Here is a 26,386-nt window from a genome sequence, read left to right on the forward strand (position 1 = left end):
CTTGTTTCACTCCCGGCTGTACTGGGCTTCGTATCGCCGCAGAAACTTCACTGAATCGGCTGACGCGAGCGCCACCCCCATCAGACTATCGGTCGCCTCCTGGAACATGCGGACTTCTTCCGGCCCGTTGAGGAAGACGGTGGACTTCGGGTGCTCCATGTGGATCACCGGCGGCGCCTTGGGGAAGTACATCAGTACGTAACTGCCGCCCAGGCCGACATGGTGGCCGTGCTCGCGCGGGATCACTCGGATATCGACATTGGGCAACTCGGCCATCGCGCACACATGCGCCAACTGTGCGGCCATTAGCGCGGAGCTCCCGGTAGGCCGGAAGATCGCGGCCTCGTCGAGGATGGCCAGGTAGTGCGGCGGGTTCGGTTTGTGCAGGACTTCCTGCCGGTAAAGGCGGGCTTCGACTAGCGATCGCGCCCTGTCGGCGGGCACACCGCTGACCATCATCACGGTTCGGCTGTAGTCCGGGATCTGCAACAGGCCAGGTATCCGCAGCATGGCCGAGTGAATGATGCGGGTCGCGTCGGCCTCGAAGTCGATGAGGGTGGGCAGGTGCGGGCTGAGGTGCTCGCGCGGAATGGCCCACCAGCTCGGCTGGCCGATGTTCCTGGCCTGGTCGAGGAGCCGGGCTCGATCGGCGCCCGTGACCGCGTAGACGCCGAGTAGGGATGCGGTGTCCTCTACGCTGATCTCCCTGATCCAGTTCTCTATTCGGCTCAATTTGGCCAAAGAGAATCCGGTGCGTTCGGAGACATCCCGCAGCGTGAGGCCCGCGGCCTTGCGGAGATCCTGCAGTTCCGTTGCCAGGCCACGCATACGGGCCGAGTTCGCGGTCATGGCGTCAGTTTCGCGAATGTAACCGCATTCGGCCACCGCATGATCCGACCATATGTTCCCCCTGGGGCAAGTCCATTCTTTGCGCCAGCGTTATCCCTATGCAGATCCAGGGTCTGACCCACCCGTACACCGGGGCAACCGCCTGCTCCCGCCTGTACGCCCACGGCCACACCTTCCGCTGGGCCAAAGGAGACCGCTACATCGCCGTCTTCCGCGGCACCTGCGTCGAACAACGCCGCTACTTCATCCTCAAAGACGAACTACCCCGACCCGTCCTCGAAGGACCCCAACCCCTCGCCGACGCCATCCCCGTCCACCACGGCGACTGGTCCGACGACGACCTCCTGCGCCACTTCGCCGACATGTGGGCCGCCAAGCGTGGCTGACTTCCTCACCGTCGAGCAGCACGACCTCGTCACCGCGCTTGTCCTGCTACGAAACAAGATCAGCGAACTCGTCGTCCGCGCCACCACCGAAGGACCCGACGGCTGCCCGTGGGCCGAACTCGCCGACATCCTGTTCCAGGCCGCGACGCTCTGTCAGGCCGAGGTGGTCATCCCGGGAGCTGATCCGGACCGAACGCGTCCGGCAGGACCTCCGACATCGGCCTCGGGCCCGACGGGGTGTCCACCAGACACTCCGGGCCGCCAAGTTCGAAGATGATCTGGCGGCACCGGCCGCACGGCATCAGCAACTCCCCGGACCCGCTGCGGCACGCGACCGCCACCAAACGGCCGCCGCCGGTGATGCGCAGCTGTCCGGCCATCGTGCACTCAGCGCAGATGCCGACGCCGTAGGCAGCGTTCTCGACGTTGCAGCCAGTGACGATCCGACCGTCATCCACCACCGCCGCCGCGCCCACCCGCAGCCCCGAATAGGGGCAGTAGGCGGACGCGGCGGCCTTCACGGCCTCATCTCGAAGCAACTGCCAGTCGATCACTTGCCCTCGCCCCTGCGGTAGACCTCACCGATCGCGCGCGGGATGCGCAGACGCTGCGAGGCCAGGGCCAATACCAGGAGCGTCACGACGTACGGCGCGGCACCGACCAGCTCCGGCGGGACCTCGTCGCTGGAGAAGTACCACCAGCCGAACAGGACGCCGATGGCCGCGGCGACGCCGGACAGCACGTTGTGGCCGCCGCGGAACTGGATCACCGCGACCACGATCAGCGCGATGCCCAACAGCAACAGCAGAGCATGCACAGCGGTTGAACCGCGCAACGCCAACGCGTCGGTGTAGCCGAACAGGCCGGAGCCGGTCGCGAGACCCGCGGGCCGCCAGTTGCCGAAGATCATGGCGGCGAGGCCGATGAAACCTCGGCCACCGGTCTGTCCGTCGCGGAACTGGCCCGAGCTGACCGCGAGGAACGCGCCGCCCAGACCAGCGAAGGCGCCGGAGCCGATGACCGCGTAGTACTTGTACTTGTAGACGTTGACGCCCAGCGACTCCGCCGCGATCGGGGCCTCACCGCACGACCGCAGGCGCAGGCCGAACGGCGTCCGCCACAGCACGTACGCCGTGCCGATGATCAGCAGCGCGGCCAGGATCGACAGCAGCGACACCTCGGTCAGCAGGCCGCGCAGGATGCCTGCCAAGTCCGACACGAAGAACCAGTGTTTGGCCTCCAGGTCGCCCAGCACGCCCGACAACCCCGGCACCGAGACCTTGGCGGCGTCCTCGATGCGGGGCGACTGCTTCTGGCCGCCGCCGGGGGCGTCGGCGAAGTACAGCTTCGACAGGAACAGCGCTGCGGCGGGCGCGAGCAGGTTGATCGCGACACCGGAGATGATGTGGTCGACGCCGAAGGTCACCGTGGCGATGGCGTGGAGCACGCCGCCGAAGATGCCGAGCAGGAGTCCGAAGGCGACACCGGCCCACGGGCCCCACTGGTAGCCCGCGTACCCGGCGCCGAACGTGCCGAGCACCATCATGCCCTCAAGGCCGATGTTGATCACGCCGGAGCGTTCCGACCAGAGCCCGGCCAGCGCGGCCATCGCGATCGGGACGGCGGCGGTGATCGCCGCCTGCACAGTGCCCGCCGAGGTGAGGTCGGTGGCCCCGGCCAACACCCGGACCAGCGACAACACCAGCAGGCCGGCCACTACCGCGAACAGATAGACCATCGGGGAGAACTTGCGGCCGCGCTTGGCGGCGGGCGCGGTCTCCATCCCTACGGTGAGGCCCCCGGCGCTCATCGCTGCCCTCCGCAAGCTCCGGGACGCAACGCCCTGAGGCACTGCGTCGATGATTCACTCGCAAGCTCACTCATGATGCGGACACCTCTTCCAGGGTCTTGGTCCGGCCAAGGGCACGGCCGACTTCACGCTGCTCAGCCGCCACCCGGTACCTGCGCACCAACTCGTAGGCGATGACCACCGAAAGCACGATCACGCCCTGCATGATCAGCACGATCTCGCGCGGGATGCCCGCGACGTCGAGGGAGTTCGCCGTGTTGTCGAGGAAGCCCCACAGCAGCGCCGCGACGGCCATTCCCACCGGGTGGTTGCGCCCGAGGAGGGCGACCGCGATGCCGGTGAAGCCGATGCCCGCCGGGAAGTCCAGCGCGTAGGAGTGCGACGAGCCGAGCAGCTGCGGCATGCCGACCAGGCCCGCCACGGCACCCGAGATCAGCATGGACAGCACGACCATTCGCTTCACGCTCACGCCGCTGGCGACCGCCGCCGACTCCGACAGGCCCGTGGCCTTCAGCTCGAAGCCGAACCTGGTGCGCGACAGCACGAACCAGTAGAGGACACCCACGGCGGCGGCGAGGAAGACCAGGCCGAAGATCGTCGACGACGATCCCTCGACCGAGATGCCCTCGACCTGGCCGCCCTCGGTGATGGGGCGGGTGCTGATGTTGTTGCTGCCCGGCACGTTCTCGGCGAGGCGCGCGGGGTTGAGCAGGTAGGACACCAGGTAGGTCGCGATGGCGTTGAGCATGATCGTGGAGATCACCTCGCTGACGCCGCGCGTGACCTTCAGCAGCGCCGCGATCCCGGACCAGGCGGCGCCGACGAGCATGGCCGCGACGATGGTCATGGTGATGCGGAGGAACGACGGGATGCCATCCATGAACGCCGCGCCCGCGAGCGTCGCCGACAGCATCGCCGCGAGGCGGTACTGGCCGTCGACACCGATGTTGAACAGCTTCATCTTGAAGCCGACGGCCACCGCGACGGCTGCCAGGTAGTACGTCGTCGCCGTGTTGAGCGAGTTGACCAGGGTGCGGGGACGCTGGGCGGCGGTCGACATCGCGTCGACGGTGCCCGCAGGCGAGTGGTCGGTGACCAGCAGGATCACCGCGCAGATCGCGGCGGCGAAGATCAAGGCGCCTAAGGGCGCGGCCAGGCCCAGGAGCAGGGCGCGGGGTGTCAGCCTCCTCATCAGCCTTCCCTCCCCACACCGGTCATCGCGGAGCCGAGTTCTTCCGGGGTCACCGTCGCCGGGTCGTACTGGCCTTCCAGCCTGCCCCGCAGGATCACCGACACCGTGTCGGACATGCCGATCAGTTCCTCCAGGTCGGCCGAGATCAACAGCACCGCCAACTGGTTGGCCCGGGCGGTGCGCACGTGGTCCCAGATCGCGGCCTGGGCGCCGACGTCGACGCCGCGGGTCGGGTGGGAGGCGATCAGCACAACCGGAGCACTGCTCATTTCGCGGCCCACGATGAGTTTCTGCTGGTTGCCGCCCGACAGGGCCGACGCGTTGACCTCGATGCCCGGGGTCCGCACGTCGTACTCCTCGACGATGCGGCGCGTGTCCGCGCGGGCGCCCGCGCGGTCGAGCAGGGGGCCGCGCACGTTGGGGCGGCGGGTCTGGTGGCCGAGGATGCGGTTCTCCCAGAGCGTGGCCTCCAGCAGCACGCCCTGGCGGTGCCGGTCCTCCGGGATGTAGCCCATCCCGGCCTCGCGGCGGTTCTTGGTCGACATCTTGGTGATGTCCGTGCCCGCGAGAGACACCGTGCCCGCCGTCAGAGGGCGGATGCCCATGAGGGCCTCGACCAGCTCTGCCTGCCCGTTGCCCTCCACGCCCGCGATGCCGAGGACCTCGCCCGCGTGGATGGTGAACGACACGTCGTCGAGCACTCGGCGGCCGTCCGGGCTGGTCACGGTCAGGCCGCGGGCTTCGAGGACCGGGCGGTCGGTGACGGTGGATTCCCGCAGCTCAGGCACCGGGAGGGCGCTGCCGACCATCAGCTCGGCCAGCTTGCGCGCGGTGACGTCCTTGGGCAGCACGCTGGCCACCGTGGTCCCCCGCCGCATGACGGTGATCTCGTCGGCTACCGACAGGACCTCGTCGAGCTTGTGCGAGATGAACAGGATCGTCAGGCCCTCGGCCTTGAGTTCGCGCAGGTTGCCGAACAGCTCGTCGACCTCCTGCGGGACGAGCACGGCGGTCGGCTCGTCCAGGATCAGGGTGCGGGCGCCGCGGTAGAGGACCTTGAGGATCTCCACGCGCTGGCGCTGGCCGACGCCGAGGTCGTCGACCAGGTCGTCGGGGTCGATGTTGAGGCCGTAGTTGTCGGAGATCTCGCGGATGCGGTCCCGCGCGGCGGTGAAGTCCAGCCCGATGCCCGACCGGGGTTCGCCGCCGAGGACGACGTTCTCCAGCACGGTCAGGTTGTCGGCCAGCATGAAGTGCTGGTGGACCATGCCGATGCCCGCCCGGATGGCGTCCGCGGGCGAGGTGAACACGAGCGGGCGGCCCCCGACGGAGATGGTGCCCTCGTCGGGGCGCTGCATCCCGTAGAGGATCTTCATCAGCGTGGACTTCCCGGCGCCGTTCTCGCCGACCAGGGCGTGCACGGTGCCCGCCCGGACCGCGATGTTGACGTCGGAGTTGGCGATCACGCCGGGGAAACGCTTGGTGATTCCGCTCAGCTCGACGGCGATGGCAGGATCGCTGCCCGCCTGCGATGGCTCCGTTGACACGGCCGAATCCTTCGATCGAGGGACTGGTGTTTCAGCGTGTGATGCGGCCAGAGGCCCGGGAATCCGCTCTAGCGGTCTCCCGGGCCCCTGGCACGGCCCATCCCGTTCTTACTTCTGGAACGGAACCTTGATCTCGCCCGAGACGATCTTCGCCTTGTACTCGTCGAGCTTGGCCTTGATGTCGTCGACCTTCCCGCCGCTGGTGGAGTAGGACACGCCACCCTGCTTGAGGTCGTAGGTCGTCACGCCCGACTTGAACGTGTTGTCCTTCACCGACTTGATGAAGTCGAACACCGCGACGTCGACGTTCTTGACCATCGAGGTCATGATGATGTCCTTGACGTCGGCCAGCGACGGCAGGTTGTACTGGTCGGAGTCGACACCGATGCCGAGCTTGGTCTTGGCCTTGGCCGCCTTGAACGCGCCGTTGCCGGAACCACCGGCCGCGGCGTAGACGACGTCGACACCGGCGTCGAACATGCCGTTGGCGGCGGTCTCACCCTTGGCCGGGTCGTTGAAGCCGGTGAAGTCCGGCGGCTGGGTCAGGTACTTGACGTCGACGGTGGCGTTCGGGTTCGCGGCCTTGGCACCGGCGGTGAACCCGAGCTCGAACTTGTGGATCAGCGGCACGTTCACGCCACCGATGAAGCCGAGCTTGCCGGTGGTGCTCTTCAGCGCGGCGGCCGCGCCGACGAGGAACGAGCCCTCGTGCTCGGCGAACACCAGGTTGCCGACGTTGTCGGCCTTGGGAGCCTCGCTGTCGATGATGGCGAACTTGACGTCCGCGTAGTCCTTGGACACCTTCTCGACGGACTTCTCGTAGGCGAAGCCGACGGCGATGATGGGGTTGAACCCACCGTCGGCCAGCTGACGCAGCCGGTCTTCCTTCTGCGCGTCGGTCTCGCCCGCGGCGGCCTCGAGCTCCTTGATCTCGATGCCGAACTCGGACTTGGCCTTGTCGAGCCCGCGCGCGGCCGAGTCGTTGAACGACTGGTCACCGCGACCGCCGATGTCGTAGGCCAGGCCGACCTTGACACTGGAAGCCGGGGTGGACGCGCCTGTCGTGGCACCACCTCCGGAGCCGGTGCCGGTGTCCCCGCCGCAACCCGCCAGGCCAAGACCCAGCGCAAGCAGCCCCGCAGCGAGACGAACTCCTCGCATTCGGCGCAAGGCTTTCTCCTTCCGAGATAGTCGCGCCCGGGATGACCGGATCGCGATCGCTATTCGCAGGAAGGTACTCCCCGGTACGGCCTCCGCACCCTCAGCGCGCGGGCCGTGACCCAATCGTTTGCGTTAACTGTGAAGGCTCACTAAGAGTAATAGGGGTCACACGGAGCGCGTCGCGAGTGGACGGCCCTCACCGTGGTCGAAGAGGCATTGTGCGCACCGGCGGCCGTGTCTCGTCTGTCACAGAGAGGATCCGCGCGTTGGGTGCGGTCCGCGCTGCGGGTCTAGCATCCGCTCAGACCGAAGTCCACCGCCGCCGTCCACGACAGACCCCGGCTGAGGACGTTCCAAACACATCGGAGGCCGTCCACCGTGTCCGACACGGCCAGCGCCACGGAAGTGGCCAGCGGATCCCGCCGCACCGGGACGCTGTACCGGGGAGACCCGGGCATGTGGTCCTGGGTGGCGCACCGCATCACCGGGGTACTCACCTTCTTCTTCCTGTTCGCGCACGTGCTCGACACCGCCCTGGTGCGGGTGTCGCCGAACGCCTACGACGAGATCATCGAGACCTACAAGACCCCGATCGTGAACCTCATCGAGGTCGGCCTGGTCGGCGCGGTGCTCTATCACGCGCTCAACGGCATCCGGGTCATGCTGGTCGACTTCTGGGAGAAGGGCGCGCGCTACCAGAAGCAGATGCTCTGGGTGATCCTCGGCCTCTGGGTCCTGGTGATGATCCCCGGCGCCTACTTCATGCTCGTGCGCACGGTGACTGAGATGTTCGGGGGCCACTGATGACTCTGTCTCTGGACAAGCCGCGCACCCCGCGCCGCCCGGCCGCCCGCCGCAGCAACTTCGAGATGATCAGCTGGCTGTTCATGCGCATCTCGGGCATGGCGCTGGTGGTCCTCGTGCTCGGCCACCTGTTCATCATGAACATCCTCGACGACGGCGTGCACCGAATCAATTTCGCCTTCGTCGCGGGCCGCTGGTCGAGCCCGTTCTGGCAGTTCTGGGACCTGTCGATGCTGTGGCTCGCCGAGATCCACGGCGGCAACGGCCTGCGCACGATCATCAACGACTACGCGCGCAAGGACACCACCCGGTTCTGGCTGAAGATGATGCTCTACGTGTCGATGGTGCTGATCCTGGCGCTGGGCTCGTACGTGATCTTCACCTTCGACCCGAACATCCGCGCGGACTAGGACGGCGACCTCCCCATGCAGTTCCACAAATACGACGTCGTGATCGTGGGCGCTGGCGGCGCGGGCATGCGTGCCGCGATCGAGGCCGGTCAGCGCTCCCGCACGGCGGTGCTCACCAAGCTGTACCCGACCAGGTCCCACACGGGCGCTGCCCAGGGCGGCATGTGCGCCGCGCTGGCCAACGTCGAGGAGGACAACTGGGAGTGGCACACCTTCGACACGATCAAGGGCGGCGACTACCTGGTCGACCAGGACGCCGCCGAGATCATGGCGAAGGAGGCCATCGACGCGGTCCTCGACCTGGAGAAGATGGGCCTGCCGTTCAACCGCACGCCCGAGGGCAAGATCGACCAGCGGCGCTTCGGCGGCCACACCCGCAACCACGGTGAGGCCGCGGTCCGCCGCGCCTGCTACGCCGCGGACCGCACCGGCCACATGATCCTGCAGACGCTGTACCAGAACTGCGTCAAGCACGGCATCGAGTTCTACAACGAGTTCTACGTCCTCGACATCTGCATGACCGAGACGGAGGACGGCCCGGTCTGCACGGGTGCGGTTGCCTACGAGCTGGCCACCGGCGAGATCCACGTCTTCCAGGCCAAGGCCGTCGTGTTCGCGACCGGCGGCTTCGGCAAGGTCTTCAAGACCACCTCGAACGCGCACACCCTGACCGGCGACGGCATGGGCATCGTGTTCCGCAAGGGCCTGCCGCTGGAGGACATGGAGTTCTACCAGTTCCACCCGACCGGCCTCGCGGGCCTGGGCATCCTCCTCACCGAGGGCGCCCGCGGCGAGGGCGCGATCCTGCGCAACGCCTCGGGTGAGCGGTTCATGGAGCGCTACGCCCCGACCATCAAGGACCTCGCGCCGCGCGACATCGTCGCCCGGTCGATGGCCCTTGAGGTGCTCAACGGCAACGGCGCGGGCCCGAACAAGGACTACGTGCTGCTGGACTGCACGCACCTGGGCGCCGAGGTCCTGGAGACCAAGCTGCCCGACATCACCGAGTTCGCGCGGACGTACCTCGCCGTCGACCCGGTGACCGAGCCGGTCCCGGTGTACCCGACCGCCCACTACGCCATGGGCGGCATCCCGACCAACATCCACGGCGAAGTGCTGCGGGACAACGACAACGTCGTCCCCGGCCTCTACGCCGCGGGCGAGTGCGCGTGCGTCTCGGTGCACGGCGCGAACCGCCTTGGCACGAACTCGCTGCTGGACATCAACGTCTTCGGTCGGCGCGCGGGCCTGGCGGCGGCGGAGTACGCGGCGAACCACTCCCATGTGGACCTTCCCGCCAACCCGGCCGCGGCCGTGCAGGCGCAGGTCGAGCTGGTGCTGTCCGACCAGGGCAAGGAGCGCGTCGCGGACATCCGCACCGAACTCCAGGCCACGATGGACGCCAACGCGTCGGTGTACCGCACCGAGGAGACGCTGAAGCAGGCACTGCACGACGTACAGGCGCTGAAGGACCGCTACGCCCACATCACGGTGATGGACAAGGGCAAGCGGTTCAACACGGACCTGCTGGAGGCCGTCGAGCTGGGCTTCCTGCTGGAGTTGGCCGAGGTCCTGGTCGTCGGCGCGTTGGAGCGCAAGGAATCCCGCGGCGGCCACGCCCGCGAGGACTACCCGAACCGCGACGACACGAACTTCATGCGCCACAGCATGTTCTACAAGCAGGGCGACGGTCTGAAGTCCGACATCCGGATCGACTACAAGCCCGTCACCTTCACCCGGTACAAGCCGATGGAGCGCAAGTACTGATGTCTGCCGCAACTGTTGCCAGTGGAGTCCGGGGCGACCAGCCGCCCGTGCCGGACGGCGCCGTCACCATCACGGTGAAGATCCTGCGCTTCAACCCGGAGACCGACTCCGAGCCGCGCTGGGAGTCCTTCGGCGTCCCCGCGCTGCCGACCGACCGGGTGCTGAACCTGCTGCACTACGTCAAGTGGTACTTCGACGGGACCCTCACGTTCCGCCGGTCCTGCGCCCACGGCATCTGCGGCTCCGACGCCATGCAGATCAACGGCGTGAACCGGTTGGCCTGCAAGGTTCTGGTGAAGGACCTGATGGCCGGGCGCGGGAAGCACACGACGATCACGGTCGCGCCGATCAAGGGGCTGCCGGTTCACAAGGACCTGCTTGTGGACATGGAGCCGTTCATGGAGGCGTTCCGGGCGGTGAAGCCGTTCCTGATCACCTATGGGAACGAGCCGACCCGGGAGCGGATCCAGTCGGCGGCGGACCGGGAGCGGTTCGACGACACGACCAAGTGCATTCTCTGTGCTTGCTGTACGACGTCGTGTCCGGTGTTCTGGAACGAGGGCTCGTACTTCGGTCCGGCCGCGATCGTGAACGCGCACCGGTTCATCTTCGACTCCCGGGATGAGGGCGCGCAGGAACGTCTGGACATCCTGAACGACGCTGAAGGTGTTTGGCGTTGCCGGACGACCTTCAACTGCACGGACGCTTGTCCGCGTGGCATCCAGGTCACCAAGGCGATCCAGGAAGTGAAGCGGGCACTGCTTTTCCGCCGCTGACACCGTTTCAATGGGGCCGCTCCGTCTGGGGCGGCCCCTTTGTCATGGTCAGACGGAGTACGCCCATTCCCATCCGGCTTCGGCGCCGCCGAGGGTGTAGATGAGTACGCCGGACTTGTTCTTCGTGTCGAGAACGATCTTTCCCTTGTACTTCTGGCTGGACTTGAACCCATCCGTCGGGAAGCGATCGTCGGAGAAGCAGGAGTAGGTAGCCATGGTGGCCAGGTCGGTCTCCGTGACGCCGTCGGGTCCGATCGTGCTGAACGAGTTCGGATTCAGCGCGAACCCGCCGACCATGGGATCGAGGTCGGCCGCCGTGGTGACCGAGATGTCGAGCACGAGAAAGTTGCCGTGCTCCGGCTTGCTGGAATCAGTGAACGAGCCGTAGTTCTTGTCGCACGTACCCGTCATGGACATCGAGTCGAGGGTGAAGGAGAACTCCTCCTTCCCGCCTTTGAGCTTGTTCGTGATCACCGCGGGCTCGCCTGCCTGCTTGACGAGGTTGCCGCGTTCATTGGTCGCCGGTTTGCTCGCGGCGTCCTTCGCGTCGGTTGACCGACCCGCGACCGAACACGCGGTCGACAAAGACAACGCCATCGCGACCAAGACAGTCAAAAGCCTGGGCATGATTCCTCGGATCTCCGGGCGGCCCCTCACCACCGATGACCGTCTGTCGCCGAGAGGAAGCCTGCCGTTACGACGTCACTCGATCGGGTGATCATGGACCTGGTGGCCTAACACCCTGCCCTTGCGGTGCGAGACCTGACTGGCGAAGGGGGACGCGAGTGGGGAATCCAAATCAGCCGCGTGGGCCGGACGGGAAATGGGTCAAAGGGTCCGCGGGCCTGGTGGCGTTGGGGATCGCGGGCGCGATAGCCATGAGCGGTGGAGCCGGTGGAGGTGGCGTGGCCGGCAGTGCGGCCGATGCCGCCGGGACGTCCGGCGGCGTCTCCGCGCGGGTGCGGCAAGGCAAGGACTCCGCCCGCAAAGGCAAGGGCGATGACGCCTGGCGGAAGATGAATCTGAAGAAGGTCAAGGAGACCTCCAAAGGCGCCATCGACTGTGCGGTCAACTCCTACGGGCAGGTTCGCGACTTCTTCCTCCGCAACCCCTGCAAGTCCCTCGACCGCACTCTCATAACCCTCACCGACCCCGCAGGAAACTCGTTCGTCGTTTCCGTGTCCTGGGTGCGAATGCGGGACAAGAGTGACGTCGGCGATCTGAAGACACTGATCGACACCGACGGGACCGGCAGCGTCGCACCGCTGATGTTCAGCGTCCTGAAAAGCCAGGGCGTCCGGTTCACCGGAAACCCGTTCCACTCACGAAAAGACCGCGACGTCCTGATCGTCGCCGAAGGGGCCGTGGTGTCGGGGAAGCCGGATTCCGCGCTGATGGAGGGCACCGTCGAGGTCGCCGCCGAGCTCATGCCGCGCAAATGAAAGGCGGTGTGGCGAAGGACCGCCACACCGCCCGGAAACCGATCAGATGAACTGGACGCCGAAGTCGGTGCAGCGGGGCTGGAAGTTCGCCGGGCCGTCAGCCAGAGCGTTCATCGTCATCTGCAGAGTCGGGCCGTCGTTGAACAAGCCCACGTGGCCCGCGAAGTCCCACGGGCACTTGTCCTGCAGCACGATGTTGTTCGCCCCAGCCAACGCCTGTGAGGTGTAAGGCGTGACCACGGTGTCGAACTTCGTCGCGATCACCGTGTACTTCGGGCCCGCCGGAACGGTGTTCCCGTCCGCCCACAGCGCCTTCGTGTAATCGCTGGAGTAGGTCTGGTCGATGACGCCGGGGAACTGGGCGACATTGGAGATTCCGGTGACGAAACCCATCAGGTTCAACGCGTTGCCGAGGTTCACGATCCCGTTCAGCGTCGTCCCGTGTGAGCTCGGGGCCCAGCCGACATAGTGTGCGACCTGGGAAGCTCCGCCCATCTTCTTGATCCACCACATCGGGACGCTGCCGCCCTGCGAGTGGCCGATGATGTCGACCTTCGCCGCGCCGGTGGCCTGGCGGACGCGGGTGACGAAGGCGTCCAGTTGGGCCGCTGACTTGGTGATCGAGTCCAGGCCGCCGACGCGGTCGAAGGACACCGCCGTGAAGCCGTAATTCATCGCGAAGACGCAGTAGCCAGCGTTGGTCAGGCGGGGAGCCGCCTTGACGAAGTTGGCGCCGATGTTGGCGAAGGTGCCGGGGAGCATCACCACCGGGTTCGGGTGGGCTGCGGTCGGTTTGCACGACCAGTCGTTCGCGCCGCGGACCGCTCCTGGGGACGCCAGGTAGTTGTAGACGGCTTCGGCGAGGCCGCCCTCTGGCAGGGCTTGGGCCTGGGCGGGGGCCGCGCCGAAGGTGGTCGCGATGATCGCGGCCACGGCGATGGCGGAGGCGCGCAGGGAAAAGCGCCGCATGGGTTGCTCCTCTGGTGGCAGGGTTACCAGCAAGTAGCAATATGGTTACGCGGCGAAGCGGGTTGTGTCTTTGGCCACTCGAACAAGATTCACCGGTCGATGTCGTGACCGGTCACAACGGCTAGTAGACGTAGAAGGTCAGCAGATCCGCGCTGACCGGCGGGAACAGGGCGTTCATCAGCTTCTTGTCCGGCCCCGAATAGACATCCGGGTGACGCTGCCTTAGGCCGTCGATGCCAAGCGGGCCGAACAGCAGCGCTGGCACCAGGTCCGGCGGGCAGCCCGCGCCGTTCTGGGCGTACTGCATGACCCCACCGGGCCGCATCGGGCCGACCGCGCCGTCCTTGACGCTGAAGCGGACATGGGAGCGGTAGAACGACAGCAGGACCTCCGCGTCCGCGAACCCGGCCACCCGGTCCGACAGCACCGGACGCAGGTGCTCCAGCAGCGCCACGGGATCGGGCACGCGCAGGTAGTACTGCAGCGCCTGCGGGTTCTCCACCGGGCCGAGATAGGGCTCCAACGCGGTCAGGCCAGGCCGCACGGCGACCGTCGCGTCCGGGAAGAAGCCCAGCAGCGCGACGGCGGCCTCGTCGTCGACGGCCGCGATCTCCAGCAGCCGCACGCCCTCCTCGGGCGGCGTGGTGCGGCACGTCGCGACCACCGCTCCGGCGCGCGAGACCACCCACTGGGTGCTGCCGTCGCGGTCGACGATCCAGTGCCAGCAGTCCGGCGAGTGCGGCATCCGCACGTCGGCGATCTGGGCGCGGTCCTGCAAGGCCGACATCGTGGGGATGTCGGCTGTGGTCGCCGGGCGGATCGTGTAGCCGTCGACCGACGGCTTGGCCGTCTGGGGGCGGAAAGGCTCGATCGGGATGACGTAGGAATAGCCGAACTGCCGGTAGAAGTACGGGATCCCGAGCATGACGTTCATCAGGTGCCCGCGCGCGGCGGACCGGGCGTGGGCCCACTCCATCAGCGCGCGCACCAGGCCGCGGCCTTCATACTCCGTGTCGGTCGCGACCAGCTCGACCTGACCGGCCGGGATGGCGACCCCGCCCAGGTACACAGTCTCGTCGAGCAGGGTCAGCGTGGAGACGACCTTGTCGCCGTCCACCGCGACCGCGCAGCAGTCCCAGCCCGCGCGCTCGACCACCAGCCGGTGGTCGAGTTCGTCCGCGGGCTCGCCGCGCGCCACCAGCAGGGCGGCGATCTGGTCGAGGTCTGCGGGGCCTGCCTGGCGGATGCGCATCGACGCAGTGTTGGCCCGGAAAGCCCCCTGCGCAAACGCTTTTCAGCTCTCCAGCACGGTGAACGTGATGCCGGCCGCGATCAGCCTGGCGAGCAGCGCGTCGCCCATCGCGATGGCCGTGGTGGTCTGGCCGGACACCGTGGGCAGTTCGTCGAAGGCCAGGCACAGGGCCGACTCCGACAGCATCTTCGCGGTCTCGTCGTAGCCGGGGTCGCCGCCCGCTACCTCGGTGACCACGCGCTTGCCGCCGCCCGTGCCGACGAACCGGACCTTGAACCACGACTTGGCCCGCTTCGCCGCCGACGGCCCGTCCCCGGGCTTCCTGCGGCCCAGCAGCCACTCCCGCACCGGCTTGACCTGGGCGGCGGCGAACATGGCCGCGACACCGCCGACGAGACCGACTGCCACCGGCAGCTTCCGCACCGCGATGTAGTGGCCGTAGCTGAACGCCGGGCCGTAGCGCTCCAGCGCCCGCGCGCTGCGCAGCACGATCTGCGGGTCGATGGTCGGGGCGGGCAGCGCCCACGCCTGCGCGTCCTTGGCGAAGTGCGGCCTGCCGGACACTCCGCGCACCTTGCGGCCTTCAGGGCGGCCCTCGGCCCTACGTCGCTCGCCCGCGATCTTGGTGCTCGTCCGCAGCCGGGAGAACGCGGTGATCGCCGAGTGGAACGTGCCGCCGGAGAAGTCGGCGGACGCGCGCACATAGCCGTTGACGGTCAGCGGCACGTCCTCCGGCAGTTGCTGGACGGTGAAGTACACGCCCAGGTCGTACGGGATCGAGTCGAAGCCGCACGCGTGCACCAGCCGCGCGCCGGTCTCGACGGCCTTGGCGTGGTGGCGCAGGTAGGTCTGGTCGACGAACTCGGGCTCGCCGGTCAGGTCGACGTAGTCGGTCCCCGCCGCCGCGCAGGCGCCGACGAGCGCGTCGCCGTAGGCCACGTACGGGCCGACCGTGGTCACCACGACCCGCGCGGCCTCGGCCACGGCCTTGAGCGAGTCCGGGTCGGTCACGTCGGCGGACAGCAGGTCCATCTCGGACAGCACCGGGTCGATCGCGGCGAGCCGCTCGCGGACGCTCTCCAGCTTGGCCTTGTTCCGCCCCGCCAGCGCCCAGCGCAGCTTGGCCGGGGCGTTGCGCGCGAGGTACTCCGCGGTCAGCGCGCCGGTGAAGCCGGTGGCGCCGAACAGGACGATGTCGTAGCTGCGGCCGGTAGGCATGACCAGGACATTACCCGTCGGTAACCCGATCAGTGAAGGCGCCGTGCGTAGTCGCCCCGACACCGGCGGCCACGTGTGGGTGATAGGGCGGATCGTGGCCGGATCGTGACAGGCCCTAATCTGCACACGTGCGCTTCGCAGCCCGCCAGACCGTGCCCGCCGTCCTTCTGTCGTTGTGCGCAGTGGTCGCGTCGGCACCCTGGGCCACTGCCCAGCCGACCACCGCGGGCCAAAAGCCCGCGGCGACCAGCGCGCAGTGCCAGAACCACGACCGCCCGCCGCCGCCGATCGACACCTCGGAGGAGCCCAAGCCCGGCCAGCCGAGCCCCAAGCCCCTGCCGGTCCCGGTCGAGCCGGTCGGCGGCACCCACATGGGTGAGTGCGGCCTGGTCCAGCCCGCCGGTTCGCCCGCTCCCCCGGACGTCACCTCGGCGTCCTGGGTGATCGCCGACGTCGACTCCGGCGCCGTGCTGGCCGCGAAGGACCCGCACGCCCGCGAACGTCCCGCGTCGCTGATCAAGGTCCTGCTCGCCATCGTGGCGATCCGTGAGCTGCGGCCCGACCAGATCGTCGTCGGCACCGCCGAGGACGCCGCGCAGGAGGGCACCAAGGTCGGGGTCGGCCCCGGTGGCCAGTACACCGTCCGCCAACTGCTGCAGGCCCTGGTCATGCGCTCGGGCAACGACGCGGCGCACGCGCTGGCCCGCGAACTCGGCGGCGTGCCCAACGCGCTGTCGAAGATGAACGCGCTGGCCAAGGAGATGGGCGCGCTCGACACGCGCGCGGCCACCCCGTCCGGCCTCGACGGACCTGGCATGAGCACGTCGGCCTACGACCTGAGCCTGCTCGTCCGCGCGGCGATGAAGCACAAGGAGTTCACCGAGGCCATCGCCACCCGGTCGATCGACTTCCCCGGCTACGGCAGCAAGCCCGGCTACAAGGTCACCAACGACAACCGCCTGCTCGGCGTCTACCCGGGCTTCCTCGGCGGCAAGACCGGCTTCACCGACGACGCCCGCCACACCTACCTCGGCGTCGCCGAGCAGGGCAAGCGCAGGCTCTCGGTGGTCCTGCTGCGCGGCGAGCGCAACCCGGCGCCGCTGGCCGACCAGGCGGGCAAACTCCTCGACTGGGGCTTCGCGCTGGCCAAGTCATCGGCCAAGCCCGTCGGCCAGCTCGTCGACAAGGCCCCGGAGGTCCAGAGCAAGCAAGAGGGTGCCGCCCAGCCGGGCATCACCCCGACCAGCGACGCCGCGGTCGCCGCAGGCCAGCCCCTGGACACCCAGCGGTCGGCGTTCGGCACGTTCGGCGTGCCGCTGGTGATCCTGGCGGGCATCGCGGTACTCGCGTCGTTCGCGCTGTGGATCAAACGGCAGCGCGCCAAGGCCGCCCGCGCCCGCCGGGCAGCGGCGGCGATCTAGCGGCGTCGGCGCAGCGCCAGGCCGACGAGGGCGCCGATCCCGAGGAGTCCGGCCGCCTCGCCGACGCGGGGGGAGCGGGAGACCTCGACGGTCTGGCGGATCACCGCGGGCGGCGGCGCGGGCACCGGCTCCTTGATGATGTTCTCCTTGGCCGTGGCCGTCCACGCGGTGATGAACAGCAGCATCCGCGACACCAGGTTGGCGAACACCAGCAGACCCACGATCGGGCCGACGATCGTGCCGAGCGGGCCGCCGATCACGATGTTGAGGTAGATCGTCCCGACCACCTTGAGCGCCTCGAAGGCCACCGCCGCGGCGAGTGCGCCGCGCATGGCGCTGCGGAGGCGGACGGGGGTGCGGGGCAGGCGGGTGATCACCCAGAGGAACACCAGCCAGTTCGCCGCCAGCGACAGCAGGGTGGTGATCACGACAAGCAGGACCTTCGCCCAGCCGTAGCCGCCGAGGCCGATCGCGTCGAGCAGCCAGTCGGCCGCGCCCACGCCGAGGGCGCTCAGGCCGAACGACAGGACCATCGCGACGCCGAGGCTCAGCAGTGACAGCAGGTCGACGGCGATGCCGCGGAGGAACGGCTGCTGGACCGGCTTCTGGCCCCACTGCGCGGTCAGCGCGTCGCGCAGGTTCGTCATCCAGCCGAGGCCGGTGTAGAGGGCGGTGATCAAACCGATGACACCGACCTTGCCGCGCTCCTCCACCGCCGCGTTGACCAGGTCGGTCAGCAGGTCGCGCAGGCCGGACGGGGCCGCCTCGGTGATCGACTTCTGCAGCTCGGCCAGCGTCTCCGGCTGGCCTGCCAGCACAAAGCCGGTGACCGCGACCGCGATCAGCAGCAGCGGGAACAGCGACAGCACGCTGAAGTAGGTGATCGACGCGGCGAAATGGTTGCCGTAGCGCTCGGTGAAGGCGTCGTAGGCCCGGATCAGATGATCGATGCCGGGCCGCCGCCGACGCAACCGGGCGATCTTGGACTCGGGCTGCGCCGCGCTATCTGTCACGGCCAAAGCCTATTGCCGCCTGGTCGGTCCCGCATGGCTACTTCGACGGAAGCAGGAACCCGATCTTGTCGTAGACCCTGGCCAGCGTCGCCGACGCGACCTCGCGGGCCCGCTCGGCGCCGCGGGCCAACACCTTGTCCAGCTCGGCCGGGTCGTCCAAATAGGACTTCACCTGGTCGCGGACCGGGGTGACGAAGTCGGCTACGACGTCGCCGAGGTCCTTCTTCAGGTCGCCGTAGCCCTTGCCGTCGTAGGCGGCCTGGAGTTCGGCGATCGTCTGCCCGGTGAGGGCGGAGTAGATGCTGAGCAGGTTGCTGACGCCCGGCTTGTTCTCCGGGTCGAAGACGACCTCGCGGCCGGTGTCGGTGACCGCGGAGCGGATCTTCTTCGCCGAGACCTTCGGGTCGTCGAGCAGATCGATGATCCCGGCCGGGGTCGACGCCGACTTGCTCATCTTCGCGCCGGGTTCCTGCAGGTCGTAGATCTTGGCCGTGTCCTTGAGGATGTAGGCCTCCGGCGGCATGAACGTCTTGCCGAAGCGGGAGTTGAACCGCTGCGCGAGGTCGCGGGTCAGCTCGAGGTGCTGGCGCTGGTCCTCGCCGACCGGGACATACTGCGGCCGGTAGACCAGGATGTCGGCGGCCTGCAGGATCGGGTAGGTGAACAGGCCGACGCTGACCCGGTCGGCGGTCTGCTTGGCCGACTTGTCCTTGAACTGCGTCATCCGGCCCGCCTCGCCGAAGCCGGTCAGGCACTGCATGACCCAGCCCATCTCGGCGTGCTCGGGGATCTGGCTCTGCACGAACACGGTGGCCCGGTCCGGGTCGAGGCCGAGTGCGAGCAGCTGGGCCACCGACACCCGAGTGCGCTTGCGCAGCAGCTTCGGCTCGTGCTCGACGGTGATCGCGTGCAGGTCGGCGATGAAGTAGAACGCGTCGTGAGTCTCCTGCAGCGCCACCCACTGGCGCACGGCGCCGAGGTAGTTGCCCAGGTGGAAGGAGTCGGCGGTCGGCTGGATGCCCGACAGCACACGCGGCTTGGGCGCTGGGGCGGTGCTCTGCCCGACGGAACTCTGCTCGATCGACACGTGCCGATTGTCCCAGTCCTGGTTAGGCCGGGTCGTGCCGGGTTGGGGCGAGGGTTGACGCACTGCGCCATCCGGTGGATTGCCCATAGGGTGCGGTGATGACAAGTTCTGCGGACCGGGTGGCGATCGCCTGATCGGCGTGCCGTCCGCTCGCAACAGTCACCCTCTGGAGGTTCTCCGTGTTCAGTCGATCCCGGCTCCGCGTCCTCGGCGGAGCGGTGGTGATCGCCGCCGTCACCGGACTCACCGTCGCCGCGACCCAGTCCGCGACCGCGGCCCCGGTCGCCGCCGACGGTCCCGCCGCGCACTTCGTCGTGCTCGGCGCCCAAGGCCGCGGCTTCGAGAAGGCCGAGGCCGCGGTCACCGCGTCCGGCGGCACCATCGTCAAGAGCTGGCCCCAGATCGGCGTCGTCGTCGCCACGTCGGCCGACCCCGACTTCGCCAAGGTCGTGCGGAGCAAGCCCGGCGTGACCGGCGCGGGCGCCACGCAGAACCTCGCCGAGCTGGCCGCCCCGCCTGCGGCCCTGTCGGCGCAGTCCGCCGACTCGGCGCAGACGCGGTCGTCGTCCACGCAGCGCGCGCTGGAGGACACCGAGCAGGTCGTCGACAGCCCGCAGGGTGCCGTCGGCGCCCCGGAGCCGCTGTCGGCGAACCAGTGGGACCTCAAGATGATCAAGGCCGACCAGGCGCACGCGATCAACGAGGGCAGCTCGGACGTCGTCGTCGGCGTGCTCGACTCCGGCATCGAGGCCACCCACCCCGACCTCGCCGCCAACGTCGACGCGTCGAAGTCGGTCGGCTGCACCAACCAGGGTGTGCCGGACACCTCCCCGGCCGCGTGGTCGCCGACCACCAGCGACCACGGCACCCACGTCGCGGGCTCGATCGCCGCGGCGCGCAACGGCGTCGGCATCGTCGGCGTGGCGCCGGGCGTCAAGCTGGCCTCGATCAAGGTCGTCAACGACGACGGCTACATCTGGCCCGAGTACGCGATCTGCGGGTTCATCTGGGCCGCCGAGCACGGCGTGCACGTCACGAACAACTCGTACTTCGTCGACCCGTGGTACCTGTGGTGCAAGGACGACGCCGACCAGAAGGCCGTCGCCGAGGCCGTCAGCCGCGCCATCCAGTACGCCAACCGCAACGACGTGGTCAACGTCGCCGCGCTCGGCAACAGCAACTGGGACCTGTCGCACGACATCGTCGACTCGGGCAGCCCGAACAACGGCACCCCGGTCGAGCGGCTCACCGGTGAGTCCTGCACGAAGCTCCCGGCCGAGGTCCACGGCGTCGTCGGCGTCTCGTCGGTCGGCGTGAAGGGTCTCAAGTCGTACTTCTCGAACTACGGCAAGACCGAGACCGAGGTGGCCGCGCCCGGCGGCGACCGCATGCAGATCCCGGCCACCCCCGACGCCAACGGCCGCATCCTGTCGACCGTGGTCAACGGCAAGTGGGGCTACAAGCAGGGCACCTCGATGGCCTCCCCGCACGCCGCGGGCGTCGTCGCGCTGATCCGCTCGGCGCACCCGGACTGGAAGGCCCAGCGCGTCATCAACGCCCTGGCCCAGGACGCCGACCGCCAGGCGTGCCCCGCGGGCACGTACGACCCGGACGGCACCGGCAACTGGACGGCGACCTGCGAGGGCGGCGTCACCGGCCGCGGCTTCTACGGCGCGGGCCTGATCGACGCGCTCGACGCGGTCAAGTAAGACCCACCGGGTAAGAGGAAGGCCCCGCAGGAGATCCTTGGGTTCAAGAGGTCGTTGCAACACCTGAGTTGAGGGGTTGCGGTGGACTTTGAGATCCGGATCGACCGGGGGCCGCAGGGCGGGAAGAAGTTGGCCCGTGAGCGGGAGCTTTACCTTTCCCTGATGGATCAGGGGATGAGCAACACTCAGGCGTGCCGGGTCGTGGGAGTCAACGAGCGGACCGGGCGTGAGTGGCGTCATGGGCGGCCGGAAGGTCGTGTGAAGAGGTCCCGTCCGCCGGCGCGCAAGACAGCGCGGGTGGGCGGGACCTCGTCTCGTTTCCTGACCGAGGACGAGCGGATCGTGATCGCCGATTTGCGGCGGGCGAGGGCCACAATGCGGGCGATCGCGGCGGAGCTGGACCGTCCGGTCTCGACGATCAGCCGGGAGCTCAAACGCAACTCCCACCAGGTCAGTGGCGATTATCGACCGCATGCCGCGCAGGCTCGTGCCGATGCGCGGCGGGCTCGTCCGAAGGGCGGGAAACTGGCCGCCTGCCAGGAGTTGCGTGAGGTGGTCGAAGGGCGGCTGGGGCTGGAATGGAGCCCGGAGCAGATCAGTCGTAGCCTGCGGCGGGAGTTTCCCGACCGGCCGGAGATGCGGGTGTCGCACGAGACGATCTACCAGGCCCTGTATGTCCAGGGCCGGGGTGAGCTGCGACGCGAGCTGACGCGGGCCTTGCGCACCGGCCGCACCTATCGCAAGCCCCAGACCAGGCCTGATCAGCGCACGCCCCGCTTCACCGCGCCGATGGTGATGATCAGCGAACGCCCCGCCGACGCCGAGGATCGGGCGGTTCCAGGTCATTGGGAAGGCGATCTGATCATCGGCAAGGACCAGAAGTCCCAGATCGGCACCCTGGTCGAACGCTCCACCCGCTACGTGCTGCTCGTGCACCTGCCCGCGGACCGGACCGCCGAGACCGTCCGCGACGCCCTGGCCGACACCATCGCGACGCTGCCCGCCGAGCTGAAACGGTCTCTGACCTGGGACCAGGGCAGTGAAATGGCGTTGCACCACCAGTTCAGCACCGCCGCCGGCCTGCCGGTCTACTTCTGTGACCCGCATTCACCCTGGCAACGCGGCTCCAACGAGAACACCAACGGCTTGCTGCGCCAGTACTTCCCCAAGGGCACCGACCTGTCGGTCCACGGCCCCGAACACCTCAACATGATCGCCGCCAGACTCAACGGCCGCCCACGCAAAACGCTCGGCTGGGAAACCCCAGCCGAGCGTCTCGCTAAGCTTCTGGCCGAAGCCAGTTGATCACTTCTGTTGCAACGACCCCTTGAAAGCGCCGATCTCCTGCGGGGCCTTCGTACGTTCTCAGTCCTGGCTGACGGTCGCGCGGACCGGCTGTCGCGGCCCGGGCAGGGGAACCTGCGGGGCCTTGGCGACCTTGCGCCTGCGGACCAGTCCCACGACGACTCCGACGACTCCGACCACGACCGCGACGATCCCGACCGGGTCGGTCAGTCCGCCCGCTCCCGCGCTCTCCGTCATCGTCTGCGCCGCGGCCGCCTGCGTCGACCACACGACCTGCGCGGATGCGAGCGCCCCGACCACCGCGACCCGCCGCGCATGACTGCGCAGAGTCTCCGCGTTCACGACCTGACACCGCCTGACACCGTTGTACCGTCCCTCGATTGGACTAAGCACACTGCGTGGACCATGAAAAAGCTACCGAGTGTGTCAACCCTGCGTCCCCAAAACCGCACTATCGGTTGTCGCCAGCGAGCGTAGCCGTCGGCGGACGGCTCACTTCGAGGGGGTAGTCGATCACTGGCCCGCGTGTCCGAATCCGAGGGTTGCCTGTCCTGGCCGACCCGGCGCCCGCCGCCCTAGCGTGGGAGATACCCCAGGGAGGTATGGATGCTCACGACGCTCACGTCCAGGAAGTTCTGGCTCCACTACGGCGAGATGGTCGCCGCGATGATCGTCGGCATGCTGGTGCTGATGCCGGTGTCGATGCTGTTGTTCCCCGATCCCGGCGTGGAGTGGGGGGCGATGCTGATGGCCACCACGATGGCCATCGGGATGACCGCGTGGATGGCCGTCCGCGGCCACTCGTGGACGTCGATCGCGTGGATGGACGCGGCGATGTACGTGCCGTTCCTGATCCTGTTCCCGCCCTACTGGGCGGGCTGGATCTCCGGGGACGCGGTGATGGTGGCGGGCCACGTCCTGATGCTCCCCGCGATGGCAGCCGTCATGCTGCGCCACTGACGGCTAGGCGGTCCAGTCGTAGACGGCTGTGACGGGTGCGTGGTCGGACCAGCGCTCGTCATAGCTCGCCGCCCGCTCCACCGTCACCGAGACCGCGCGCGACGCCAGGCCGGGGGTGGCCACCTGGTAGTCGATGCGCCAGCCGGAGTCGTTGTCGAACGCCTTCCCCCGGTAGGACCACCACGTGTACGGCCCTGGCCCCTCCGGCTCCAGCATCCGCTGCACGTCGCGGTACTCGGTGAACACCTGGCCCATCCACGCCCGCTCGCCCGGGGTGAAGCCCGCGTTCTTCCGGTTGGCCTTCCACGCCTTCAGGTCGATCTCCTGGTGGGCGATGTTCCAGTCGCCGCACACCACGACCTCGCAGCCGCTCGCGGCGGCCTTCTCGCGCAGTTCGGTCAGGTAGGGCAGGAAGGTGGCCATGAAGCGCTCCTTCTGCTCCTGCCGCAGGGTGCCCACGTCGCCGCTCGGCAGGTACACGCTGCCCACCACGAGGCCGGGGAACCACGCCTCGACGTAGCGGCCGCTGGCCTCGAACTCCGGGACGCCGTGGCCGACGCGGACGCTGGTCGGCTCCTGGCGGGCGTAGATCGCCACACCATTGCGGCCCTTGAGGATCGTCGAGTCCGCGTGCACCGTGTGCCATCCCGGCGGCGCGGCCAGCTCGGCGGGCAGATCGTCCGCGGTGGCGCGAACCTCTTGGAGGCACACGAAGTCGGCGGGCGTCGCCGCCAGCCACTCGACGAAGCCCTTCTTGGCCGCGGCGCGCAGGCCGTTGACGTTGATCGTGGTAACCGTCAGCACCCGCACACTCTAATCAGCACGGACTCGGGCCAAGGGATCAACCGGCCGGGCGGCCTGGCATCCGTCGACACCGGATCAGCAGGTGTGGCCCGGCAGCGCCTTGAGGAACTCGGCCGAGGCCCAGCGGTCGGCGCCGATCTTGCGGAAGCCGTTCTGCACCGCGGTGTCGGCGTCGGTCTCGGCGCCCTGCTTGAACTTGCCGACGACGCCCGCGTTGATGTCCGGCGCCGAGCGGACGTTGAGCACGTCGGCGGTGACCGAAACGCGGCACTTGGCCTCGCCGCTGGTCGGCGAGCTGCCGTTGGCCTCCCCGCCGACCGAGTAGAGATAGGCCACGGCGACGACGGCACCGCCGATGAGCACTGTCTTGGGCACGAGCAGCACTGGGCACGCTCCTTGTCGCGGTACTCCTGTGTCCACGGTCCCGTACGCCATGGCGGTCGCGCCAGTGATCGTCGGCGGAAACACCCGTCGGAGCCAATGATCATGACGGAGCGTGACGCGGACAGCGAGAAGCCCCCCGCCACAGGGCGAGGGGCTTCCCGGACGAGTGTCAGCCAGCCATCTTCTTCTGGAGGTTCTCGTCGAGCGTGCCGAGGAAGTCCTCGGTGGTCTGCCACTCCTGCTCCGGGCCGACCAGCGCGGCGAGGTCCTTGGTCATCCGGCCGCTCTCGACGGTCTCGATGATGACCTGCTCCAGGGTCTCGGCGAAGCCGGTGACCTCGGGGGTGCTGTCGAGCTTGCCGCGGTGCTTGAGGCCACCGGTCCAGGCGAAGATCGACGCGATCGGGTTGGTCGAGGTCGGCTTGCCCGCCTGGTGCTGGCGGTAGTGCCGGGTGACCGTGCCGTGCGCGGCCTCGGCCTCGACGGTCTTGCCGTCCGGGGTCATCAGCACCGACGTCATCAGGCCCAGCGAGCCGAAGCCCTGCGCCACGGTGTCAGACTGCACGTCACCGTCGTAGTTCTTGCAGGCCCAGACGTAGCCGCCCTCCCACTTCATCGCCGCGGCGACCATGTCGTCGATCAGGCGGTGCTCGTAGGTCAGGCCCTTGGCATCGAAGTCGGCCTTGAACTCGGTGTCGAAGATGTGCTGGAAGATGTCCTTGAAGGCACCGTCGTAGGCCTTGAGGATCGTGTTCTTCGTCGACATGTAGACCGGGTAGTCCCGGTTCAGGCCGTAGGCGAAGGACGCGCGCGCGAAGTCCTCGATGGACTTGTTGAAGTTGTACATGCCCATCGCCACGCCGCCGTCGGGGCCGTAGTTGGCCACGACGTGCTGGATCGGCTCGGAGCCGTCCGCGGGGGTGAAGGTGATGGTCAGCTCACCGGCGCCGGGGACCTTGAAGTTGGTCGCCTTGTACTGGTCGCCGTGGGCGTGACGGCCGATGATGATCGGCTTGGTCCAGCCCGGCACCAGGCGCGGGATGTTGGAGATGATGATCGGCTCGCGGAACACCACGCCGCCGAGGATGTTGCGGATCGTGCCGTTGGGCGAGACCCACATCTTCTTGAGGCCGAACTCCTCGACCCGCGCCTCGTCCGGGGTGATGGTGGCGCACTTGACGCCGACGCCGTGCTGCTTGATGGCGTTGGCGGCGTCGATGGTGACCTGGTCGTCGGTGGCGTCGCGGTGCTCGATGCCCAGGTCGTAGTACTCCAGGTCCACGTCCAGATAGGGGTGGATCAGCTTGTCCTTGATGAACTGCCAGATGATGCGGGTCATCTCGTCGCCGTCGAGTTCGACGACCTTCCCCTGGACCTTGATCTTGGTCATGAGCCGCGGTGCTCCTCTCGCCTTCGCCTTCAAACGGTACAAGCGTACTGGTAACCGGCCGCGCGTCGTTCGCGTGTGTGCACAGTCACCCTAGGACTCGGTCAGCTCACTCGAACTCGCGCGACCCCAACCCCACAACCCTAGGACTCGGTCAGTTCGCGCCATTCGTCGGCGAGCATCGCGTAGACCGCTTCGTCGGTCCATTGGCCCTTGACGAACTCGTTCTCCCTGAACCGGGCCTCGAACCGCATGCCGAGCCGCTCCAGCAGCCGCCCCGACGCGCGGTTGTCCGCGTCGAGCCTGCCGATGATCCGGTGCAGGCCGAGCTGGTCGAACCCGACCTTGAGCATCTCGACCGCGGCCTCACCGGCGTAGCCCTTGCCGCCGTGGTCGGGGTGGAAGATGTAGCCGATCTCGCCGCCCTGGTGCTGCTCGCTGGTCCAGATCAGCAGCACGTCGCCGATCAGCTCGCCGGTGTCGGCGAGGGTGACGGCCAGCCGGAGGACGTCGCCCTCGTTGTCGAGGGATGTCGAGGCGAGCCAGCCGCTGAGGGCCTTCTCGGTCTCCTCGCGGGTCTGGGGCTCCCAGTAGAGGTACTTGGTGACGTCCTCGCGCGACCGGATCGCGTGCAGCGCGTCCAGGTCGTCCATGGTGTACGGGCGCAGGACGAGGCGTCGGGTCCTGATGGGAAGGGTGGGGCGCGGCACCTGGCCGAGAGTAGCCGGTGCCG

At 68.2% G+C, this 26,386-nt stretch carries 27 protein-coding genes; 10 read left to right on the plus strand and 17 right to left on the minus strand.

All coding sequences use genetic code 11. From position 1 onward, the window contains the following. Positions 1-6: 6 nt before the first annotated feature. On the minus strand, positions 7-849 hold the full coding sequence (locus ACSHT8_RS19195; RefSeq protein ID WP_436492242.1) for a helix-turn-helix domain-containing protein: 843 nt from the start codon (positions 847-849) through the stop codon (positions 7-9). A 98-nt stretch (positions 850-947) separates the two neighbouring features. Between ACSHT8_RS19195 and ACSHT8_RS19200 the strand changes: the two genes are divergently transcribed. Beyond that, complete coding sequence (locus tag ACSHT8_RS19200; RefSeq protein ID WP_436492243.1) at positions 948-1,235, plus strand: hypothetical protein; 288 nt, start codon at positions 948-950, stop codon at positions 1,233-1,235. 167 nt (positions 1,236-1,402) lie between these two features. Here the strand turns inward: ACSHT8_RS19200 and ACSHT8_RS19205 are convergent, their stop codons facing one another. From ACSHT8_RS19205 to ACSHT8_RS19225, 5 genes are all read right to left on the minus strand, one after another. Next, entirely contained in the window at positions 1,403-1,786 is a 384-nt protein-coding gene (locus tag ACSHT8_RS19205) for a cytidine deaminase (protein WP_436502103.1), read from the minus strand. Next, entirely contained in the window at positions 1,786-3,045 is a 1,260-nt protein-coding gene (locus tag ACSHT8_RS19210; protein WP_436492244.1) for an ABC transporter permease, read from the minus strand. The genes ACSHT8_RS19205 and ACSHT8_RS19210 overlap by 1 nt, the downstream gene beginning before the upstream one ends. A gap of 70 nt (positions 3,046-3,115) precedes the next feature. Next, positions 3,116-4,237: an ABC transporter permease gene (locus ACSHT8_RS19215; protein WP_436492245.1), complete on the minus strand. Its 1,122-nt coding sequence runs from the start codon at positions 4,235-4,237 to the stop codon at positions 3,116-3,118. Then, entirely contained in the window at positions 4,237-5,784 is a 1,548-nt protein-coding gene (locus ACSHT8_RS19220) for an ABC transporter ATP-binding protein (protein ID WP_436492246.1), read from the minus strand. The genes ACSHT8_RS19215 and ACSHT8_RS19220 overlap by 1 nt, the downstream gene beginning before the upstream one ends. A gap of 108 nt (positions 5,785-5,892) precedes the next feature. Then, positions 5,893-6,945, minus strand: a complete 1,053-nt coding sequence (locus ACSHT8_RS19225) for a BMP family lipoprotein (RefSeq protein WP_436502104.1) — start codon at positions 6,943-6,945, stop codon at positions 5,893-5,895. 378 nt (positions 6,946-7,323) lie between these two features. On the opposite strand from ACSHT8_RS19225, the gene sdhC reads away from it, so the two are divergent. The 4 genes from sdhC to ACSHT8_RS19245 are packed head-to-tail and all read left to right on the plus strand — an operon-like array spanning position 7,324 to position 10,702. Continuing rightward, positions 7,324-7,749 carry a succinate dehydrogenase, cytochrome b556 subunit gene (gene sdhC / locus ACSHT8_RS19230; RefSeq protein ID WP_436492248.1) on the plus strand — a complete coding sequence of 142 codons (426 nt, stop codon included), beginning with the start codon at positions 7,324-7,326 and terminating at the stop codon, positions 7,747-7,749. Then, positions 7,749-8,159 carry a succinate dehydrogenase hydrophobic membrane anchor subunit gene (locus ACSHT8_RS19235; RefSeq protein WP_436492249.1) on the plus strand — a complete coding sequence of 137 codons (411 nt, stop codon included), beginning with the start codon at positions 7,749-7,751 and terminating at the stop codon, positions 8,157-8,159. The genes sdhC and ACSHT8_RS19235 overlap by 1 nt, the downstream gene beginning before the upstream one ends. 15 nt (positions 8,160-8,174) lie before the next feature. Continuing rightward, positions 8,175-9,926 (plus strand): succinate dehydrogenase flavoprotein subunit, encoded by a 1,752-nt coding sequence (gene sdhA, locus ACSHT8_RS19240; protein WP_436492250.1) that lies wholly within the window; start codon positions 8,175-8,177, stop codon positions 9,924-9,926. Then, positions 9,926-10,702, plus strand: a complete 777-nt coding sequence (locus tag ACSHT8_RS19245; RefSeq protein ID WP_436492251.1) for a succinate dehydrogenase iron-sulfur subunit — start codon at positions 9,926-9,928, stop codon at positions 10,700-10,702. Before sdhA ends, ACSHT8_RS19245 begins: the two co-directional genes overlap by 1 nt. Before the next feature lie 48 nt (positions 10,703-10,750). Here the strand turns inward: ACSHT8_RS19245 and ACSHT8_RS19250 are convergent, their stop codons facing one another. Continuing rightward, positions 10,751-11,329 carry a hypothetical protein gene (locus ACSHT8_RS19250; protein WP_436492252.1) on the minus strand — a complete coding sequence of 193 codons (579 nt, stop codon included), beginning with the start codon at positions 11,327-11,329 and terminating at the stop codon, positions 10,751-10,753. Between the two features lie 227 nt (positions 11,330-11,556). Here ACSHT8_RS19250 and ACSHT8_RS19255 point away from each other — a divergent pair, with 227 nt between their 5' ends. Beyond that, positions 11,557-12,144 carry a hypothetical protein gene (locus ACSHT8_RS19255; protein WP_436492254.1) on the plus strand — a complete coding sequence of 196 codons (588 nt, stop codon included), beginning with the start codon at positions 11,557-11,559 and terminating at the stop codon, positions 12,142-12,144. Positions 12,145-12,186: 42 nt separating this feature from the next. On the opposite strand, the gene ACSHT8_RS19260 is transcribed toward ACSHT8_RS19255, so the two are convergent. The 3 genes from ACSHT8_RS19260 to ACSHT8_RS19270 all read right to left on the minus strand — a co-directional run bounded on the left by ACSHT8_RS19260 (position 12,187) and on the right by ACSHT8_RS19270 (position 15,583). Next, positions 12,187-13,113 (minus strand): esterase/lipase family protein, encoded by a 927-nt coding sequence (locus ACSHT8_RS19260; RefSeq protein WP_436492255.1) that lies wholly within the window; start codon positions 13,111-13,113, stop codon positions 12,187-12,189. 121 nt (positions 13,114-13,234) lie between these two features. Beyond that, positions 13,235-14,365: a GNAT family N-acetyltransferase gene (locus ACSHT8_RS19265; protein WP_436492256.1), complete on the minus strand. Its 1,131-nt coding sequence runs from the start codon at positions 14,363-14,365 to the stop codon at positions 13,235-13,237. 42 nt (positions 14,366-14,407) lie between these two features. Continuing rightward, positions 14,408-15,583, minus strand: a complete 1,176-nt coding sequence (locus ACSHT8_RS19270) for a saccharopine dehydrogenase family protein (RefSeq protein WP_436492257.1) — start codon at positions 15,581-15,583, stop codon at positions 14,408-14,410. A 128-nt stretch (positions 15,584-15,711) separates the two neighbouring features. On the opposite strand from ACSHT8_RS19270, the gene ACSHT8_RS19275 reads away from it, so the two are divergent. Further along, positions 15,712-17,004 (plus strand): D-alanyl-D-alanine carboxypeptidase family protein, encoded by a 1,293-nt coding sequence (locus ACSHT8_RS19275; protein ID WP_436492258.1) that lies wholly within the window; start codon positions 15,712-15,714, stop codon positions 17,002-17,004. On the opposite strand, the gene yhjD is transcribed toward ACSHT8_RS19275, so the two are convergent. Both yhjD and trpS read right to left on the minus strand, forming a co-directional pair. Beyond that, positions 17,001-18,017: an inner membrane protein YhjD gene (gene yhjD / locus ACSHT8_RS19280; RefSeq protein WP_436492259.1), complete on the minus strand. Its 1,017-nt coding sequence runs from the start codon at positions 18,015-18,017 to the stop codon at positions 17,001-17,003. The two genes, ACSHT8_RS19275 and yhjD, sit on opposite strands and share 4 nt — an antisense overlap. 37 nt (positions 18,018-18,054) lie before the next feature. After that, the gene (gene trpS / locus ACSHT8_RS19285; RefSeq protein ID WP_436492260.1) at positions 18,055-19,104 is read right to left on the minus strand and encodes a tryptophan--tRNA ligase; all 1,050 of its coding nucleotides are present in this window, start codon (positions 19,102-19,104) and stop codon (positions 18,055-18,057) included. A gap of 179 nt (positions 19,105-19,283) precedes the next feature. Between trpS and ACSHT8_RS19290 the strand changes: the two genes are divergently transcribed. Next, complete coding sequence (locus tag ACSHT8_RS19290) at positions 19,284-20,813, plus strand: S8 family peptidase (protein ID WP_436492261.1); 1,530 nt, start codon at positions 19,284-19,286, stop codon at positions 20,811-20,813. A 174-nt stretch (positions 20,814-20,987) separates the two neighbouring features. Then, complete coding sequence (locus ACSHT8_RS19295) at positions 20,988-22,118, plus strand: IS30 family transposase (RefSeq protein WP_436502105.1); 1,131 nt, start codon at positions 20,988-20,990, stop codon at positions 22,116-22,118. Positions 22,119-22,178: 60 nt separating this feature from the next. Here ACSHT8_RS19295 and ACSHT8_RS19300 read toward each other — a convergent pair whose 3' ends face one another. Continuing rightward, a complete protein-coding gene (locus ACSHT8_RS19300) occupies positions 22,179-22,460 on the minus strand; it encodes a hypothetical protein (RefSeq protein WP_436492262.1) in 282 nt (93 codons plus the stop codon). Between the two features lie 264 nt (positions 22,461-22,724). On the opposite strand from ACSHT8_RS19300, the gene ACSHT8_RS19305 reads away from it, so the two are divergent. Then, positions 22,725-23,078, plus strand: a complete 354-nt coding sequence (locus ACSHT8_RS19305) for a hypothetical protein (RefSeq protein ID WP_436492263.1) — start codon at positions 22,725-22,727, stop codon at positions 23,076-23,078. A 3-nt stretch (positions 23,079-23,081) separates the two neighbouring features. On the opposite strand, the gene ACSHT8_RS19310 is transcribed toward ACSHT8_RS19305, so the two are convergent. From ACSHT8_RS19310 to ACSHT8_RS19325, 4 genes are all read right to left on the minus strand, one after another. Beyond that, positions 23,082-23,882, minus strand: a complete 801-nt coding sequence (locus ACSHT8_RS19310; RefSeq protein ID WP_436492264.1) for an exodeoxyribonuclease III — start codon at positions 23,880-23,882, stop codon at positions 23,082-23,084. A 75-nt stretch (positions 23,883-23,957) separates the two neighbouring features. Beyond that, positions 23,958-24,266 (minus strand): SH3 domain-containing protein, encoded by a 309-nt coding sequence (locus tag ACSHT8_RS19315; protein WP_436492265.1) that lies wholly within the window; start codon positions 24,264-24,266, stop codon positions 23,958-23,960. Positions 24,267-24,435: 169 nt separating this feature from the next. Continuing rightward, positions 24,436-25,656, minus strand: a complete 1,221-nt coding sequence (locus ACSHT8_RS19320; protein ID WP_436492266.1) for an NADP-dependent isocitrate dehydrogenase — start codon at positions 25,654-25,656, stop codon at positions 24,436-24,438. Between the two features lie 140 nt (positions 25,657-25,796). After that, positions 25,797-26,363, minus strand: a complete 567-nt coding sequence (locus tag ACSHT8_RS19325) for a GNAT family N-acetyltransferase (protein WP_436492267.1) — start codon at positions 26,361-26,363, stop codon at positions 25,797-25,799. Positions 26,364-26,386: the final 23 nt, after the last annotated feature.

It is taken from the genome of Actinokineospora sp. HUAS TT18, from assembly GCF_051364635.1.
Lineage (GTDB): Bacteria > Actinomycetota > Actinomycetes > Mycobacteriales > Pseudonocardiaceae > Actinokineospora.

Excerpts from the sequence above, each read along its gene's own strand:
- ACSHT8_RS19225 (WP_436502104.1), bottom strand. The coding sequence starts at position 6,945 with ATGCGAGGAGTTCGTCTCGCTGCGGGGCTGCTTGCGCTGGGTCTTGGC.
- ACSHT8_RS19215 (WP_436492245.1), bottom strand. The coding sequence starts at position 4,237 with ATGAGGAGGCTGACACCCCGCGCCCTGCTCCTGGGCCTGGCCGCGCCC.
- ACSHT8_RS19295 (WP_436502105.1), top strand. The coding sequence starts at position 20,988 with ATGAGCAACACTCAGGCGTGCCGGGTCGTGGGAGTCAACGAGCGGACC.
- ACSHT8_RS19305 (WP_436492263.1), top strand. The coding sequence starts at position 22,725 with ATGCTCACGACGCTCACGTCCAGGAAGTTCTGGCTCCACTACGGCGAG.
- ACSHT8_RS19250 (WP_436492252.1), bottom strand. The coding sequence starts at position 11,329 with ATGCCCAGGCTTTTGACTGTCTTGGTCGCGATGGCGTTGTCTTTGTCG.
- ACSHT8_RS19235 (WP_436492249.1), top strand. The coding sequence starts at position 7,749 with ATGACTCTGTCTCTGGACAAGCCGCGCACCCCGCGCCGCCCGGCCGCC.
- ACSHT8_RS19245 (WP_436492251.1), top strand. The coding sequence starts at position 9,926 with ATGTCTGCCGCAACTGTTGCCAGTGGAGTCCGGGGCGACCAGCCGCCC.
- ACSHT8_RS19320 (WP_436492266.1), bottom strand. The coding sequence starts at position 25,656 with ATGACCAAGATCAAGGTCCAGGGGAAGGTCGTCGAACTCGACGGCGAC.
- ACSHT8_RS19270 (WP_436492257.1), bottom strand. The coding sequence starts at position 15,583 with ATGCCTACCGGCCGCAGCTACGACATCGTCCTGTTCGGCGCCACCGGC.
- ACSHT8_RS19210 (WP_436492244.1), bottom strand. The coding sequence starts at position 3,045 with ATGAGCGCCGGGGGCCTCACCGTAGGGATGGAGACCGCGCCCGCCGCC.
- ACSHT8_RS19200 (WP_436492243.1), top strand. The coding sequence starts at position 948 with ATGCAGATCCAGGGTCTGACCCACCCGTACACCGGGGCAACCGCCTGC.
- sdhA (WP_436492250.1), top strand. The coding sequence starts at position 8,175 with ATGCAGTTCCACAAATACGACGTCGTGATCGTGGGCGCTGGCGGCGCG.
- ACSHT8_RS19265 (WP_436492256.1), bottom strand. The coding sequence starts at position 14,365 with ATGCGCATCCGCCAGGCAGGCCCCGCAGACCTCGACCAGATCGCCGCC.
- ACSHT8_RS19195 (WP_436492242.1), bottom strand. The coding sequence starts at position 849 with ATGACCGCGAACTCGGCCCGTATGCGTGGCCTGGCAACGGAACTGCAG.
- ACSHT8_RS19260 (WP_436492255.1), bottom strand. The coding sequence starts at position 13,113 with ATGCGGCGCTTTTCCCTGCGCGCCTCCGCCATCGCCGTGGCCGCGATC.